A 17714-nucleotide genomic window follows, 5' to 3' on the forward strand; every position below is an offset into this window, starting at 1 on the left:
ACATGTATTTAGATATACTAACACCCGATCAAACAGTTTTCAGTGGAGAAATTAGCTCTGTACAAGTGCCTGGTACTGCCGGTCGCTTTGAAGTGTTAACAAATCACGCTCCGATCATTTCAACACTTGAAAAAGGTGATGTAACGATTCGTTTGGCAAAAGAAGAAAAGACGTTCAAGATCGATGGGGGAGTTGTTGAAGTATTACACGATAAAGTTATTGTGCTTGCTGAAGCGATCCTGTAATCGAACAGAATATCGTATAAATAAAAATCCCTTCATGATCATATCGTGAAGGGATTTTTATTTATACGTTTTATGGAAATTGAAGCTATGCGTTCAGGTTGTTTTTAGGATCGGTACTTTTCTTTTTTCCACTGAATCTGGAGAATGTTTTGCCCATCATTCCAAAGAAAAATTCTTTTTCGCCCAATGCAATTGAAAAGATCACCATAAAGAAATAATAAGCAGGTGTGATTAATACAAGCCACAGGAGAATGTACAACCACGTTGGTGTTTCTGCGCCGATCCCAAGGAATGGAAATATAAGTTTCCGAATCTGCACTGCGCACATCCCCGTTAAAGAGAAGATTAGAAGTATTTTGATAAAGCGCCAGTTGCTTGTAATGCCCCAGCGTGCTTTTAAGTTTTCGAAGAATGACATGATTGTAAAATTAAAGAAAAATACTGAATGAAATCTGTAATGTAACATAATAAGGAAATATTATTTGTAAATTCAGTTAAACCGGATAATGAACGGACCATTCATCCGTTCATTTAACATAAACCAAACATTGCAGTAATACGATCGAACGTGCAGCAGGAAAATGATATTTAAAAGAGTTATTGGAGAAGGGGGATTTTTTAATGCGTTTCATTTAGTAGGCACGTTATTATTTGTCGTATGCATTCAATTCTCAAGTCAGGCACAAGTAAAAAAAGTCAAGGTAAGCAAGCATCAATTTTTGTTACTATACGATACGGTCATTGTTCCGCAAAACGACACCATTGTTATATTGCCAAAAGGTACGAAGTATAAAAAACGGCGCGATTATAAAAGTTATCTGGAGAATAAGTATATCGGTTATTTATGGGGTCAGGTATATCGGGAGGAACCGCTAAATCTATGCACAGACGATTCTAGTACCGCATGCGAAAGTAAAAATCCGTATCTGGATCACGAAGGTAAATACATACGCAATATATACATATCAAAGCTTGATGTGTTTGGGAAGCATGTTGATGATACGGTGTATGTAAAAAAGAAAATGATTGACAAGTTTGGTGACGCATTGCATGAAAAAACAAAAACATTTGTTATTCGCGACAACTTATTTATCAAACACGATTCTATTGTAGATCAGAATCGATTGTCGGATAATGAACGTTTGCTTCGTACCCTAAACTACATGCATGATGCACGTATCTATGTAAGGGAGATTCCGTCTACAGCGGACAGTGTTGACATCGAAGTTATTGTTCAGGATATATGGACTCTTGGCGGATCAATCAATCCCAATTCCATAAATTATTATCAATGGAAAATATATGACCAGAATTTTTTAGGAATGGGTCAATCGCTCGAATATAAAGGGCAACTTAAATCTACATTAAGTCCCAATCTGGGTTCAGAGTTCACCTATTCAAAGAATAATTTATTTGGAACCTTCTTGAATCCATATTTTAGATACTCCCAGTTGAATGGTGGTGCCCATGTTGGCATGCAGAATGAAACAAGTATTACCGTAGGAATCAGCAGAGCCATATACATGCCAACAGCCCGATTGGCGGGTGGTTATGTGTTTTCAAATAATTGGTCGGTGAATACAAGTAAATTAAAAGATACCGCATTTTATGATTATGAGTATAATGTACATGATGTCTGGGGCGGCATAACATTCTCACGTTTTAAAAGAAAAGGGGATGAATACGATATCATCACACGACAAAACCGTGCACGTATTTTCTTTTCGATGCGTTATTATAACCGCGAATTTTTAAGAAGTGCAGATCAATATTATGCACGTACATCTTCTATATATAATGATCAGAGCTTTATATTGGGGCAGGCAACCTATTTTAAATACGACTACTATAAAACAAAATATGTTTATGGCTTTGGACGAACAGAAGATATACCGTATGGACATTCCTATCTGTTAAACACCGGAGTAGAAAAAAAAATGGATCAGGTACGCTATTATTTTGGAGCAAATGTATTCAAAATATGGGCCAGGCCAACCGGTCTGTTTTATTTTATAGACGTCAGTGCATCTAGTTTTTATAATACGGTATATAAATTTCAGGATATCTTTTTAAGAGGAACAGGGACACTGGTTACACGTATTTATAACACAGGGAGATGGAAGCACCGTTTTTATTTAGCAGCAAATTATACCAAGATTGTAAATCCTCAATTGAATGGTACCATAAATATCAATGGTGCAAATGGATTGTATGAATTCAATTCGCTTACGTTGGTAGGCTATCAGGCTTCTTCCATGTCTCTAACAGCCAATGTATTTCCACCATTCAAATTACTTGGTTTCAGGTTTGCATTTATCGCACTAGCCGAGGTTGCACAAATTGGCAGCAGTACAGAATTTCTTTATAACAACAAACCGTATTCAGGCTTTGCAGCGGGATTCAGAACGAAGAATGAAAACCTTGCATTAGATGAATTTGAACTTCGGGTGTATTGTTTTCCAAATGCACCGGCAGATGTTTCCATGTTTAAAATTGTAACACTAACGTCACCGCGTTTGCGCATTAACATTAAAGGGGTTGGGCAGCCTGGTATTATTGGGTTTTAAGGTCTCTGATTTTACATTTATCAGACTACTACTTGTATGAAACAATCCCGTAGGGATGGCATATCTGTAGAAAAATATACCTCACAAATAGTTGCGTACGGAGCTCCGTTCAGGAGCGACCAATAACAAGCGCACTGTTGCATCAGGAGTTTACAAATTCGCCAATATTTATCAGGCACATTTATCGGGTACAACGTGGATCTTTAATGCTGCAACTCAGGTAAAATCACCGGAAGGATTTGATATGTATATTCAGAGTCCAATATATTCAGGTAACCATCTATATTACATTGGCGCAGGTCATAACAGTGCTATTGGTAATGGCTTAGAACTGGAAGTCTGGAACTTGTATTATGAAAATGCATGTGCGCCAGCGTTACAACGTGTTGGCACAAACCAGGATGAAGTATCAAATACGGAAGTAGTGATTTATCCTAATCCATTCAATACGGAGTTTTCGATTGATTTATCGGTATATGCACAAGATGAGAATTCGACATCCGTTAGCGTTGAGGTCATAGATGCTGCAGGTAAGAACGTATACAAGAAAAATGTATTGTCTGAATTAACTTCTATTTCAACCGCTGATTGGGCATCAGGCATGTATATTATACGGATTATACATAATGGTGCGACTGTCAATAAAAAAGTAATTAAATATTAAGCGTAAAATTAAACAAAAGGCAATGCGTATCCTTATCTTAGTATAAGGATACGCATTGCCTTTTATATTATATGAAAATTAAATTAGCATTGATTGCTATAGTATTTATTTTTTCCAATATCGGTTTTGCTCAACACGAAACCGATAAACGGGTTATTGGTTTTAAATATATTTTAAAGTTTAATTCTAATGATCCCGATGTAACAATAAACAATACGAATTTATATAACCCTTTTAATACAAACTACAAAAGCATCATGAATACAATGTATGCAAATTCGATTTGCGACACGGTGGGTAATTTACTTTTTTATTATGATGGGGCTACGCTTTATGAAGCAAACGGACAAATAATGAATGGAGGTAATGTTCATGAATATAACTTTAGTAATCATTATACATCAAGCCTAATTGTTCCCATTGAAGAAAGCAATCGTAGGTATTATTATTTATTTGAAACACTGCCCCATGAAGAAAATTGGAATTATGTGCTGAATCAACCCTTAGAAACAACACCTAATTGTTATTATCCAAACGAATGCAGTAAGTTTTGGGACTTGTGTACATTAGAATATAGCATTATAGATATGCAGGCAAACAATGGCCGCGGGGCAGTTACTAAAAAAAATATTTTTGTGGCTGACTCAGTAGGACCTTCTTTAAGTGGTGTAAAGCATCAGAATAATATTGATACCTGGGTTACAGTTTTAAAATATCATACTAATAAGATTTTTAATTATAAAGTAAATTCCTGTAGCATAGATGCACCTGTAATAAGTCCAATCCCTGATTTTGAATATAAAAATAAGCCTCTGTATATATCTTATACAGCTTCTTATGGTTTGGGATTTCAATGCGTATATTCTACTAAAGGAGACTATGTAGCTTTTCCGGGATTTAAAATTTCCGATAATACGTCAACTTATTTATTTATTTCACATTTTGATAGTCAGTCCGGATTACTCGATTTTACTAGTTTACAAACTATTGCTGTTCCAAGTGGTTTTAATGCAAATTTATTTTCACATGACTCAAGGTATTTATACTATCACGATGCTGGTTTCTTTTCCTCTGTATGGACGTTTCAATACGATTTAAATACTCAAACATCTACACCTTTCTATTTTAATTTAGATAAAAATGTTTATGTAGGAACTGATTATGGTAAAGAGAATAATATTTTAATCCATAAGTTTAAAAGAGTTTCTATAAATCCTATTACCAGGAATTTTGTTGGCTACTTAGGTGAAATTAAAAACATTGATCAAACTTTTGTTCCGTCGAATTTAGTTGATTCTTTATTAATGCCTTCATATGAGGAACCACAAGATATTCCACAATTCAGCTATATAGCCCGCAACAACTACATCTACAACTTTTATCATCCCGATTATAAAAAGCCCGATGCATTTCCTGTAGCGCACGCACTTTCAAATACGGTAGCATCACCTTCGTGTTTTAATACTACTGTTACATTAAAAGGAAATACAAATATTCCTGTAGACAGCTTGTATTGGCTTGTTAAAAAAACAGGACAAAATACCCTGCAGCGTTTTGATGCAGATACATTTGATTTGTCTGTAACTCCTGGTGTGTATACTGCGAGTTTGGTATCATATAACTATTGTTTGGCAGACACTGCCACACAACAATTTACCATTGAAGATTATCCTGTCGTACATCTGGCAGAAGATACGGTGTATACCTGCGAATCAAAACCCTTAGAACTTCCTTCTAATACTACCTACACATATTACTGGGTCAATGAAAATAAAACAACTATTTCCAGTCCGGTTTCAGAAACAGGTCAATACAACATCGTTGTAAAAAACAGTTGTGGTACAAAAGAAGATAGTTTGTATCTTAAAAATAGTACAGTGGATGTGACTAATTTAATAACTGCAAACAACGACCATCAAAACGATTGTTTGATTGCCGGATCAAATAATGCAAATGAAATAATTCGCATGAGTATCTATAATTCCTGGGGCAGTCGTATTTTTTTAGATGAACAGTATAAAAACAATTGGTGTCCGTCTAATGAATTAACTGATGGTGTATATTATTACGAAGCCAATTATAATAACAATTGCAGCAAAAAAGGCTGGGTTGAAATTATTCATTGATTGTACTCTATCCGTAGAGCGCTTCGCTTACTCTAAGGATAGAGTAGTTTTCTATTCCCGTTATTTTTTTTCAGATGAAATTAAAACGCATACCCAATATTTATAAGCAATGGGGCAATCATATATGAACGAAAATCTTTTGTATTGCGCTCTGGTTTTTGCCATTCGTTTTGTACAGGAAGATTTTTATAACGCTCCCGTTGAAAAAAAGCGTATTGAATATTGTAATTTAAGTCAATAATAAATCTTTTTTTAACGAGCCACTGATATCCGATTCCCGGACCTGCATATACGCCGAATTGTTGTTTGATAATATTGTCTTCGTAATAATATCCGGGATGTAAACCGGGATTTAAATCAGAACTGTTTAACTGGATGTCTCCGGTTTGAGGATTGTATGAGCCGGAAGCATACGATTCTTCATAAAAAGCGGTGGCAGAAACTGAAATATAAAAACCCTGATTGTATCCCTTTTTCTTTTGTGTGTACCATCTGAGTTGCGGCATCAGTCCAATTGAATAATCAATAGGATGATCTTTTGAATAATATTGGTAATCACAAAAAGCAATTGTGTTAAAACTTATTCTTTTTGTTAATGCCTTCTCAAATTGCAAAACGAAGAATCCAATTGGAGCAGGTACTCCGATTTGAATGTTGTTTTTATGCGATTTAGAAATGACGTTTGAGCTATCAGTAGATTGCGCAAAACAGTATGAATGTAGAGCAATTGAAAGGGATATTAAAAATGCTTTTTTCATCTAAAAATAATGAATTAGAGATATTGATATGCAATTATAAGAAATAATTCGGGAATAAAGTTGTCAAGTATGCCTAGAGCGCTTAGCGTATTCTATCCGTAGAGTTCCGAAGGGCTCTACGGGTGTATAATGGAGGAGAGTCTTTGACTCGTTTCTAATCTATAGAACGCGTCAAAGACTCTATTTTATTGAAAGATCCTTAGAGCGCTTCGCTAACTCTAAGGATAGGTGGCTAATTTTAATTTCAAATTATACTTCATTCAATAAAATTTTATTTAACTTGTCTCATTAACTAAATAACCGCATCATAGAAAAAAGGATTATCATATCAGAAGAAGAACTTGTTGAGCGTTTGCGTGCTCAGGATGTAAAGGCTTTTGAGTATCTATATGATAATTATTCGGGGGCGGTTTATGGGATCATATTTAAGATCGTTCGTTCGGAAGAGTTCGCTCAGGAGTTATTGAATGATTGTTTTTTAAGGATCTGGAACAAGATCAACGATTACGATGCCTCAAAGGGCAAGCTATTTACCTGGATCTTGAATATTGCCCGCAACCTTGCTTTAGATAAACTACGGTCTAAAGAATATAAAGCGAAGATGAAAACCGATGATGTATCGGAGAACGTATCTATATCGGATTTGCAATACAGTCAGGCCAATAATCCTGAATTCATAGGAATTAAGGAAATGGTAGAAAAATTGCCAATCGAACAAAAAAAATTAATTGATCTCATGTATTTTCAAGGCTATTCTCAATCAGAGATAGCCGAAGAGTTAAATATGCCGCTGGGCACGGTTAAAACACGTGTACGTGCTGCTATGTCAACATTAAGAAAATTATTCTGATACATTGAATATAGAAGAATACATATCGTCAGGAGTTTTAGAACTATACGTTTTAGGTGCTTTAAGTAAAGCTGAAGCCGTAGACGTAGAAGTACATGCTGCCGCATATCCCGAAATTGCAGAAGAGTTACGCACACTTCAGGCAACACTGGAAGGATTTGCACAAGCGCATGCAATACAGCCTCCGGCCCATTTAAAACAACAAATTGTTTCTGAAATTGAAAAGACAGTAGCTCAAAACAAATCGGGAAAAACTGTTAAATCTATTTCAATTTCAAATACATCTTCCTTGTTTAATTGGCTCACGGCAGCTTCGATCATTGTGGCTATTGCTACGTCCGTACTTTCAGGTTATTTCTGGTCTAAATGGAAAAATGCTGAAGGCCACATTATTGCTTTGGAAAAGGAGAATGTGATCTTTGCACAAAACGCAAATTATCAGATCGATTCGACACAATTGATTATACAGGAAAAAAATCAATCCTTCTCATTCATAACAGATACAGCAACAACCAAAGTGGTGATGAAAGGTTTACCGATCTCACCTTCTTCGGTAGCACTGGTATTCTGGAACAAAAATACAAAAGAAGTATTTCTGGATGTGAAGAGTTTGCCGGTTCCTCCCGCAGGTATGCAATACCAATTGTGGGCGCTTGATAAAGGTGTACCGGTAGATGCAGGTGTATTTGATCTGGCAACCGCAGGTAATCTACAAAAATTAAAATCCATTAACAGTGCACAGGCATTTGCTGTAACATTGGAAAAAGCAGGAGGTAGCCCGACGCCGACGCTTGAACAGATTCATATATTAGGAACGATTTAAGTGAACAGTAGTCAGTAAATAGTAGCACGAACTTTAACACGCCTAAAAATAAAAAAGCATGTAACCTGAAAAGGATACATGCTTTTTTATTTTTAGGCGTGTTTTTCTTTGTATGTAACCTTTTCATCTCAGACATACTCTAATGTAATGTTGTTCAACTTTATTTATAAAAATGAAATCCAGTTGAACATACCATAGCGTATCTATGAAGCAAATCTATTTTAGGTTATTGAGTCGAGGGTAGATTTTTAAACAACTAGTATAAACCAACAACAAACAAATGAAAAAGGGAACAAACTTCAAAGCAGTATTTTTGCTGGCAGTATCATGTGCTGTACTAATTTTTACGGGATGTAAAAAGAAAGACGATCCGGCACCAATGGACGACATTAAAACATTAAAAACAGTTACATTATCGGGAGAAAATCAAGTACCATCGATCACAACTTCTGCTACAGGTACGTTTACGGGTACATACGATGCAACAACAAAAATCCTGTCGTATACGGTTACATACAGTGGAACAGTACCTACTGCTATGCATTTTCATAATAGTTTACCGGGTACAAACGGTGGTGTAGAATTTACATTGACAACACCTGTATCTTCACCTGCATCAGGTATGACAACTGCATTGTCGGCCACTCAGGAAGCAGATTTGTTAGCAGGTAAGTTTTATCTAAACATACACAGTGCTGCAGAACCGAATGGTGTTTTAAGAGCTCAGATTCTAACAGACAATCTTGAAATTATCAGAAATGTAAAATTGTCCGGTAACAAGGAAGTTCCTTCAAGCGGTTCTACTGCCACAGGTATATTCAATGGTATCTATAATAAAACGACAAAAAAATTAACGTACAATCTTGAGTATACAGGTGCTGCTACGCCAACGGCCATGCATATTCATGAGGCAAAAGCGGGTACAAACGGCAGTGTTATATTTACATTGACTACTCCAACTTCATCTCCGGCAACAGGCACAACAGACGTGTTTACAGATTGGAATGAAGCATCTTTATTAGCTGGTGATTATTATATCAACATGCATACAAGCAGCTATGCAAATGGTGAGATCAGAGGTCAGCTGGCAACAGATAACATTCTTGTGATTCAATCATCTATGACTGCTGATAATGAAGTTCCGGGGTCTGGCTCAACAGGTTCTGGTACATTCTATGTAACGTATAATAAAACAACTAAAATTTTAGCATACACAATTGTGTATTCAGGTTTAGGTGCGCCAACTTCTATGCACATACACAATGGAGCAGCAGGTGCAAATGGTGGCGTTGAATTCACATTAACTACACCAACTTCATCGCCATCTTCAGGAATGACAGTTGCGTTAACAGCTGCACAAGAAGCCGATTTGCTTGCAGGGAACTATTATGCAAATATTCATAGTGCAAATTTTGCAAATGGTGAGGTAAGAGGTCAATTAGTACCATAATTTATAGTACTTTAAATAAATAAATCTATTCTTTGGCAAAAGTCAAAGAATAGATTTATTTTTCGATTACGATAAATGAGAAATTCCATGTACAATTTTAAAAAAATGAATTTTTGTTTGCTTTCAATAGCCCTGTACATACTATTGAATGCTTGTACATACAACAAAGGAGAAACCCCTGTACCTGTTAATAGGGATGTACGTTATTCTGTAGATGTTAAACCGATCCTGGTTACCCATTGTTTTAAATGTCATTCCGATACTGCAACAAACCCGGATCGCCCGGGTTATGCATTCTTCAATCATTTTGATGAAATACAAGGAGAGGCATTAAAGGTGAGTACGGCAAACCCAAATTACACGGTATTGATTGCGCGTTTAAAACATATTGAATCACCAGGCATGCCTTTTCAGGAAACACCCCTTTCAGATTCGTTGATACAGGTTATTCAGGATTGGGTATTAATAGGTGCACCAAACAATTAAAAACTATCTTATGAAAAACGTATTATACAGCGTTCTTTTTGTGATGTGCGCATTGCCTGCATTGCATGCTCAGGTATTTGCAACTGGTACAGCAAAAACATCTTTTTATTCAACAGCACGACTGGAAAATATTGAAGCCACTTCAAAGAAAACAACTGCGGTTATAAATACAGCGACAAATCAAGTGTTGTTTAAAATACTGATCTCTTCATTTGTATTTAAAAACGGATTGATGCAGGAACATTTTAACGAAACGTACATGGAGAGCGACAAATATCCATATGCGCAGTTCGAGGGAAAGATCAATGAACACATTGATTATACTGTAGAAGGAGAATATCCCGTGACCGTAACGGGTACCTTGCTTGTTCATGGCGTAGAGGTTGTACGTACGATATCTGGCAAAGTAAAAGTAAGTGCGGGAAGTGTTACCTTAAGTGCAGACTTTGTTGTGAATGCTTCTGCTCATAAAATAGATATTCCTAAAGATAAAATTTCAAACATTGCTCAAGATATTAAAGTAAGTGTGTATGCTACCTGTATTCCTTATGTTGCTAAAAAATAAATTCACATTTCTAAGTGTATTGTTTTTTCTGATTCATACAGCTGTTTTTGCTCAGACAAATTTAGATAGTTTTATAGTTGAAGAAAAAGAACCGGCGTATGTGATTGCAAGCTTTAAAGCAACACGTATTGTAAATGCACATTCTATTGAAACGGTTAGAAAAGGAATTCTTGACTTTCGTATTACACATCATTTCGGAGATGTAGGAGGTAACTACGGCGGAGTACACACGCTGTATGGTTTTGATAATGCATCCGATATTCGCTTCGGTTTTGAATATGGCATTACAGATCGATTAACAGCAGGTTTCGGAAGAAGTAAAGTAGCTGAAAATTTAGATTTTTTTCTGAAGTATCGTTTGCTGCGACAAACCTTAGATAACAGCATGCCTGTTTCAGTTACAGTCTTTGCCGATCTTGCAATTACACCTCAAGAGAATGCTGCCGTATATTCTGAGTTTGCAAATCGAATGTCTTATGTGACTGAATTGTTGATTGCCCGGAAATTTACAAAGTCGTTAACACTTCAATTAATGCCGTTGTATCTGCATCGGAATTATGTTGCTAATCCGAATGACCACAACGATCTGTTTTCCCTGGGCCTCGGCGGACGCATGAAATTGACAAAACGTTTTTCAATTATTGGAGATGTATACTATAGTTTTTCAGATTACTTAACACCATCCAATTCATTTTACCTGCCTATCGGTGTTGGTGTAGAAATTGAAACAGGTGGTCACGTGTTTCAGATGTTCTTTACAAACAATGCAGCAATCATTGAGAACAGCTACATAGCCGGTACACGTTCTTCCTGGGGTAAAGGAGAATTTAAAATCGGTTTCACCATTTCAAGAGACTTCGCATTCAATAAAAAGAATAAGTAACCTCTAATTGCTTATGTATATAGGCATAAGTTGTTGTTCTATTCAAAAAAATGATTCAATAGTATGTATATTTAGTAGGTAGGATCTTATTTTTTCCTGCAACGATTCTCAATTTTATTCCGTTAATAAAAGCAGTTTTTCATTTTTAACAACTGTGGAATTTATGGGGATACGTTTTTTTGCAGATATGCATAGTCACCCTCAGGGGAGAGCTTTTAATTATTTTAGAAACAATCCGGAGCGTATAACGCAGGTAGAATCAGGGATACCGAAAGAATGGTCGCCTTGGGTATTACCGCCGCGGGATGGTGCTCCTAAAAACTGGAATCGTCAACTGGAAGGTAAACGTCCTGGCTGTTTTTCGCAATCGGATTTTAACCGGCTTGCCGCAAGTAATGTACGGCTTGTATTTGCATCACTCTATCCTTTAGAAGGTGGATTTGTTCGCGGTAAAGACCCAAAAGGTTTTGGAAAAATTATAAATACTATATTAAAGCCCATCTCACTTATTGCAGAGAACAATGATCTAAGAGCATTGGCGCAGTCGCTTCAGATGCGCTATTCGGTTGATCGCATACGTTTCTTTCAGGGTAGAACAAAAGAAGTGTTTGACTATTGGGAAGAAACAAAACTGGAATATTATTTTTTAGCAGCGCGGGATGGAATAAAACAAACGCATACATTCAATTACTATGCACAGGAATGTTTAAGTACAATGCTGGACGAAAATGGATTTCCTCAGGAACAATTGGATGAATATCAATTTAAGTTAGATCATCAATATGAGATCATTCAATCTAAAACACATCTGGCAGCATTGCTGGAAGCTCCCATTACTAAAACGATTGCTGTTGTTCTTACAATTGAAGGCGGTCACGTATTCAGCATGAATGGTGAGAATGTGATGCTGGATTGGGATATGATTAAATCCAGACTATTGGAATTGAAAAACTGGGGTAAAAAACAATCCGATCGCGTTGCATCATCTGCCGACCTGAAAGATGTTACAGCACTTAAAAAATGGATCGATCAGGCAACCGGACAAAAGACCGCACATCCGATTTTTATTATAAATCTATCGCATCATTTTAACAACTATCTTGCAGCGCACGCACGCAGCCTTCCGGATAAATTGCGATTGATCATGGATCAATCTCCGGGAATGATAAATGGTCCGGCTGTAACAGACATAGGAAGAAAAGTAATTGAGTTGTGTTTGGGTATTAAACGTGTAGTAGTAGATAATAAAATCACATTCGAAAAAACAAATTTCGGGAAACGGATTTTAATAGATGTAAAACATCTGAATCCAAGAGCCCGCGCTGTGTATTACGATGAATACATCATTCCATATAACAAACTATTCCCGGAAGATCGCATACCAGTTATTGCAACACATGTAGGTGTTGTAGGTTCAACGTATCTGACATTAGCTGATCTGAAGAAGCAGGAGATTGTTTCACTTGCCGAAGATCTGGTAAAAAGAAATACCTCTCGTGATGGGTTTACATTATGGGGTATTAACATGTGTCTGGAAGATATTAAGGTGATCTGTCAATCCAGAGGCATCATAGCACTTTCAATTGATCAGCGTATTTTAGGAAATCCCAGCGGCAAATCCAGCGCAGCAGATTTTGTGCGCAACCTGGTATACATTATTGAAGAGTCTCAAAAAAATAAATTCGCCACAGAAAAAACGAACGACTCTATTTGGGATTGTATCTCTGTAGCCTCCGATTTCGATGGCTTTATAGATCCTATTGATAGCTGTCCATCTGTAATGCATTATGGAGATTTGCTTGCAGATGTTAAAAATCTCTTGTGTTCATACCCCGAAGAATTTTTTGAACCATATACATTAGATCAATGCATAGAAAAACTATTTGGTTTGAATGCATATAATTTTGTTAAAACTCATTTCCCCGAATAAGTTATGACGCCCATTTTAGACTTTATTATTTCATTATCATTTATGTTTTTGCTGGTATCCTTAATTGTATCTGCATTAACAGAACTCGTTTCACAATGGCTGGACCTTAGAGGGCGCATGTTGTATTTTTCGATTGCTAAATTATTAGAGAATAAAGATGATTATAATTGGGGTGAAATGTTTTACAAACATCCATCCATCAAACAGATCAGACAGGACAAGCTGCCTATTAAGCTTGGCATTTTAGGTAATTTCAAAAAACGTTATCCAAGTTATATTGCACCTGCAACATTTTCTCAGGTGTTGATCGATAACATTCGTTTTTGGGATAATGTTAAATCTACGCATCAGCCTTTGACTGAAATAAGTGATGCAAAAATTAAAGAGCTTGTTGAAAGTCTGCCCGAAGGTGAAATGAAACGAAGTATTGTGAGTGCAGTTTCATTTGCATCCATGAAAGGTATATCAGCGCTAGTTGCGATTGAACAATGGTACAGCGATTACATGGATCGTGTATCCGGATGGTATACACGTAAGGTTGGTTTTATATCACTACTTCTTGGTTTTGGTGTGAGCATTGCTTTTAATATCAATACAATTAAAGTTGCCAGAGAACTTTGGATAAACAAAGAGCTGCGATCAGTATCTGCTGATATGGCATCCGGTTCCTATCAAAATTTTAATCCGGACAATTTCAAATCGAATGCATCCGGTGTTCAGACAAAAACAGATAGCACACGCATGATAGAAATTCAGCAGAAGATTTCTGAATTGAAATTGCTTCGTACTGAAATTGATAGTTTAACAACCATCGGATATCCAATAGGCTGGAGTAAATCCATATTTGAAAAAGTTAAAGCGAATGCTGCTTCAGAAAAAATACCTGTATTTAAAATGTATTGCAGCAAAGCACTGATATTATTTATCTGCGTGTTGGGCTGGCTCACAACAGCAGTAATGGCGTATATGGGTGCACCGTTTTGGTATGATGTATTGAATAAGATTGTGCCGCTTCGAAAAACAGGAGCTGTTCCTAAATAATAAGTGATCGTATTCATATCAACAAAAAAAGGTCTTTCGATATGTATCGAAAGACCTTTTTTTTGTTGATATGAAATTTTTATTATTTATTTTTTATCATTTTTCTTGATTCAACAATTCCTTTATTGCTGTAAAGGTTGCAGAAATAAATACCTGTCTTAAGTGAACTGATATCTAATGTTAGTGATGTGAAGCCTGTTTTGTTGCTCAAATCAATGTAAGCAACTTCATTTCCGATCATATCATAAATACGTATTGCTTTTATATCCTTATTTAAGTAACTGATGCGAAAGGTAACGTCGGTTTCAACCGGATTAGGAGAGATAAGAAAAGTCGTAGCTGTATCCGATTGAGCATTTGATGCAAAACCGATACCTAGGAAAAACAATATGACAGCTAATTTTTTCATGTATTATATCAAATATACGAGATTATACATGAAAATGTTAATAATCGTGCCAAAATCTTATTTTAAGAAAAGGTTACTTTTCAGGCATTTGATTGTAATAGTGGAGAGAAATGGGCGATTAATTCAGTTTAATTGGCTTTAATTTTATTAATTGACACTATTTCAGTGTATTACATTATTTTTTATTAATAATATTCAATTATTTATTATATTAGTACCATATAAACCCGAAATAATTTATGATTCAATTTTTACATAAGCATTCGTTTAAAAACCGTTGGTTCAATTTGTGTTCGGCGCTCATTACACTATTTGTAATATTGCCTGCTGATGCACAAACCTTGGTTACAAGTGTAGAAGCGGAGAGCGGCACACGTGCAGGAGGCCTGACGATAGCGAATTCCAATGCAGGTTATTCTGGAAGCGGATATGTAACCAATATGGTAAACACGGGAGATAATCTTACCATTCCGGTAACGGTTCCTTCTGCAGGTAATTATAAATTGGTAATTCGCTATAATGGTCCATATGGTGTGAAGGATCAGGACATTTATGTGAACGGTGTTTTTGTTTCAAGTTTGAATTTTCCGGCAACCACAGGTTATACAGATCTTACAGCAGGAAGTTTAACATTGAATGCAGGAAGTAATACCATTGGTATTTATAAGAATTGGGGCTATACAGATTTTGATAAAGTTACTTTATATACCGTACCGCTGCATGATTATACTACTGTTGCTGCTGCACCTATAGATCCGGCAGCTACTAAAGAAGCACTGGCACTTTATAATTATTTTAAATCGAGTTACGGACAGACAATTATTTCTGGACAAACATCCGATTATTACACGACTGTTTCTCCGAATGCTGCAAAGAAGCCTGTACTTAGAGCGTACGATTTTCAGCATTATACAGTAGGGTATTCGTATAAATGGAACACTACTACCAACAGTCAGGGATTTGGTTGGGATGATGATGGAACAACACAAGCTGCCATTGATTGGTACAACAGCACATGTCAAAAAGGTATTGTTGCTTTTCACTGGCATTGGCATTCACCATCCGGAGGGCAAGCGGGAACAAATACGTTCTATACAAACTCTACAACATTTGATGTAACAAAAGCGGTAACTGCTGGAACAGCTGAAAATACAGCTGTTATACGAGACATCGATTCGATTGCTACACAATTAAAAAAATTACAAGCAGCAGGTGTTCCTGTGATGTGGAGACCGTTGCACGAGGCAGGTGGTGCCTGGTTCTGGTGGGGAGCCAAAGGTTCGGCTGCTGCATTGGCGTTGTACGATATTGTTTACAACAGATTGGTAAATTATCATGGCATACATAATTTGATCTGGCAATGGTCAACTCCTGAACCTTCCTGGTATCCGGGAAATTCAAAAGTAGATATGCTTGGATACGATTCGTATCCGGGAGCATATAATTACGGCACACAAAAATTAATTTTCGATCAGTTGTATACTATTGTCAACGGACAGAAAATGGTGGCAATGACCGAGAATGGTCCGATCCCGGATCCCGATGCATGTTTTGCAAGTGATGCCAAGTGGGCGTATTTCATGTCGTGGAGCGATCTTGTAACGCAGCAGAATTCAGCAGCACAATTAAGTCTTGTGTATAATCACGCAAAAGTAACAACCTTAGATGAAGTTACTACGGCAACAAATACCGCTCAAATAACAGCAACCGGTCCGACTTCTTTTTGTACTGGCGGCAGTGTATTGTTAAAAGCAAACGTTGCAAAAGGGTATACTTATAAATGGTATTATAATGGCAATGTGATCACTAGTGCTACATCTTCCATGTATACAGCTGCGGCTGCCGGTTCTTATACTGTTGCTGTTACAGCTACCGGTTCATGTACAACAACTTCGGCACCTATAGTTGTTACGATGGGCGGACCAACAGCTACGATTACTGCGGCAACAGCAACAACATTCTGTCAGGGTGGAAGTGTTGTATTAAATGCAAGTACAGGCAGTGGGTATACCTATCAGTGGAATGTTGGAGGGAATCCGATATCGGGAGCGACAACTGCGTCATATACAGCAACTGCAACTGGGTTGTATTCAGTGAAAGTTAGTTTGTCAACATGCAATGCGACTTCTGTAGGAACTCAGGTAACGGTGAATGCATTGCCAACGATTACAGGTACACCAACTGTTTGTGTAAATGCAATCACACCGTTAACAGGTACAGGTACGCCGGATGCAACATCACCATGGACATCTGCAACACCAACGGTTGCAACAGTTAATTCAGCAGGTGTTGTAACAGGACTTGCACCAGGAACAAGTATCATTTCATATAAAAACAGTTTAGGATGTACGGCTACAACTCCAATAACGGTGTATGCATTGCCAACAGCAACAATCACGGCTGGTGGTACAACAACATTCTGTCAGGGTGGAAATGTAGTACTAACATCCAGTACAGGTACTTCTTATAAGTGGATGCTTGGCGGTTCTGCAATTAATGGTGCAACAAACGCAACGTATACAGCAACTGCAACAGGTTCTTATACGGTTGAAGTAACCAATACAAATAATTGCAAAGCTACATCTGCTGCAACAACTGTCGCTGTGAATGCCTTGCCAACAGCAACGATCACAGCAGGGGGCGCAACAACATTCTGTCAGGGTGGAAATGTAGTACTAACATCCAGTACAGGTACTTCTTATAAATGGATGCTTGGTGGAACTGCAATAAGTGGTGCAACAAGCGCAACGTATACAGCAACTTCAACAGGTTCTTATACGGTTGAAGTAACGAATGCAAATACTTGCAAAGCTACATCTGCTGCAACAACTGTCGCTGTGAATGCCTTGCCAACTGCAACGATTACTGCAGGTGGTACAACAACATTCTGTCAGGGTGGAAATGTAGTACTAACATC

Annotated in this window: 16 protein-coding genes; 13 read left to right on the forward strand and 3 right to left on the reverse strand. The window is 37.0% G+C overall.

Annotated elements, in window-relative coordinates:
* Window positions 1-2 precede the first annotated feature (2 nt).
* Window positions 3-245: an ATP synthase F1 subunit epsilon gene (atpC, locus tag A3EE_RS0111195; RefSeq protein ID WP_018343536.1), complete on the forward strand. Its 243-nt coding sequence runs from the start codon at window positions 3-5 to the stop codon at window positions 243-245.
* Between the two features lie 85 nt (window positions 246-330).
* Here the strand turns inward: atpC and A3EE_RS21350 are convergent, their stop codons facing one another.
* Window positions 331-663 carry a DUF6787 family protein gene (locus A3EE_RS21350; protein WP_018343537.1) on the reverse strand — a complete coding sequence of 111 codons (333 nt, stop codon included), beginning with the start codon at window positions 661-663 and terminating at the stop codon, window positions 331-333.
* A 163-nt stretch (window positions 664-826) separates the two neighbouring features.
* On the opposite strand from A3EE_RS21350, the gene A3EE_RS0111205 reads away from it, so the two are divergent.
* The 3 genes from A3EE_RS0111205 to A3EE_RS0111215 all read left to right on the forward strand — a co-directional run bounded on the left by A3EE_RS0111205 (window position 827) and on the right by A3EE_RS0111215 (window position 5602).
* Entirely contained in the window at window positions 827-2812 is a 1986-nt protein-coding gene (locus tag A3EE_RS0111205; protein ID WP_018343538.1) for a BamA/TamA family outer membrane protein, read from the forward strand.
* A gap of 91 nt (window positions 2813-2903) precedes the next feature.
* Window positions 2904-3476, forward strand: a complete 573-nt coding sequence (locus A3EE_RS0111210) for a T9SS type A sorting domain-containing protein (RefSeq protein ID WP_018343539.1) — start codon at window positions 2904-2906, stop codon at window positions 3474-3476.
* A 71-nt stretch (window positions 3477-3547) separates the two neighbouring features.
* On the forward strand, window positions 3548-5602 hold the full coding sequence (locus A3EE_RS0111215) for a T9SS type B sorting domain-containing protein (RefSeq protein WP_018343540.1): 2055 nt from the start codon (window positions 3548-3550) through the stop codon (window positions 5600-5602).
* A gap of 80 nt (window positions 5603-5682) precedes the next feature.
* Here the strand turns inward: A3EE_RS0111215 and A3EE_RS0111220 are convergent, their stop codons facing one another.
* A complete protein-coding gene (locus tag A3EE_RS0111220; RefSeq protein WP_018343541.1) occupies window positions 5683-6360 on the reverse strand; it encodes a DUF3575 domain-containing protein in 678 nt (225 codons plus the stop codon).
* 352 nt (window positions 6361-6712) lie between these two features.
* On the opposite strand from A3EE_RS0111220, the gene A3EE_RS0111225 reads away from it, so the two are divergent.
* From A3EE_RS0111225 to A3EE_RS0111260, 8 genes are all read left to right on the forward strand, one after another.
* A complete protein-coding gene (locus tag A3EE_RS0111225; protein WP_018343542.1) occupies window positions 6713-7210 on the forward strand; it encodes an RNA polymerase sigma factor in 498 nt (165 codons plus the stop codon).
* Window positions 7211-7214: 4 nt separating this feature from the next.
* Window positions 7215-8033, forward strand: coding sequence for an anti-sigma factor (locus tag A3EE_RS0111230; RefSeq protein WP_018343543.1), 819 nt, complete (start codon window positions 7215-7217; stop codon window positions 8031-8033).
* A gap of 280 nt (window positions 8034-8313) precedes the next feature.
* On the forward strand, window positions 8314-9483 hold the full coding sequence (locus A3EE_RS0111235) for a CHRD domain-containing protein (RefSeq protein ID WP_018343544.1): 1170 nt from the start codon (window positions 8314-8316) through the stop codon (window positions 9481-9483).
* 87 nt (window positions 9484-9570) lie between these two features.
* Window positions 9571-9969, forward strand: coding sequence for a hypothetical protein (locus A3EE_RS0111240; protein WP_018343545.1), 399 nt, complete (start codon window positions 9571-9573; stop codon window positions 9967-9969).
* A 10-nt stretch (window positions 9970-9979) separates the two neighbouring features.
* Window positions 9980-10534, forward strand: coding sequence for a YceI family protein (locus tag A3EE_RS0111245; protein WP_018343546.1), 555 nt, complete (start codon window positions 9980-9982; stop codon window positions 10532-10534).
* Complete coding sequence (locus tag A3EE_RS0111250) at window positions 10500-11417, forward strand: DUF5777 family beta-barrel protein (RefSeq protein ID WP_245553833.1); 918 nt, start codon at window positions 10500-10502, stop codon at window positions 11415-11417. Before A3EE_RS0111245 ends, A3EE_RS0111250 begins: the two co-directional genes overlap by 35 nt.
* Before the next feature lie 163 nt (window positions 11418-11580).
* On the forward strand, window positions 11581-13347 hold the full coding sequence (locus tag A3EE_RS0111255) for a hypothetical protein (RefSeq protein WP_018343548.1): 1767 nt from the start codon (window positions 11581-11583) through the stop codon (window positions 13345-13347).
* Window positions 13348-13350: 3 nt separating this feature from the next.
* Window positions 13351-14388, forward strand: a complete 1038-nt coding sequence (locus A3EE_RS0111260) for a hypothetical protein (protein ID WP_157446986.1) — start codon at window positions 13351-13353, stop codon at window positions 14386-14388.
* A gap of 82 nt (window positions 14389-14470) precedes the next feature.
* Here A3EE_RS0111260 and A3EE_RS0111265 read toward each other — a convergent pair whose 3' ends face one another.
* Window positions 14471-14797, reverse strand: coding sequence for a T9SS type A sorting domain-containing protein (locus A3EE_RS0111265; RefSeq protein ID WP_018343550.1), 327 nt, complete (start codon window positions 14795-14797; stop codon window positions 14471-14473).
* 239 nt (window positions 14798-15036) lie between these two features.
* On the opposite strand from A3EE_RS0111265, the gene A3EE_RS21355 reads away from it, so the two are divergent.
* The coding region (locus tag A3EE_RS21355; RefSeq protein WP_281166478.1) for a glycosyl hydrolase at window positions 15037-17714 on the forward strand (2678 nt) is incomplete at its 3' end.

The organism is Cytophaga aurantiaca DSM 3654 (assembly GCF_000379725.1).
Taxonomy (GTDB): domain Bacteria; phylum Bacteroidota; class Bacteroidia; order Cytophagales; family Cytophagaceae; genus Cytophaga; species Cytophaga aurantiaca.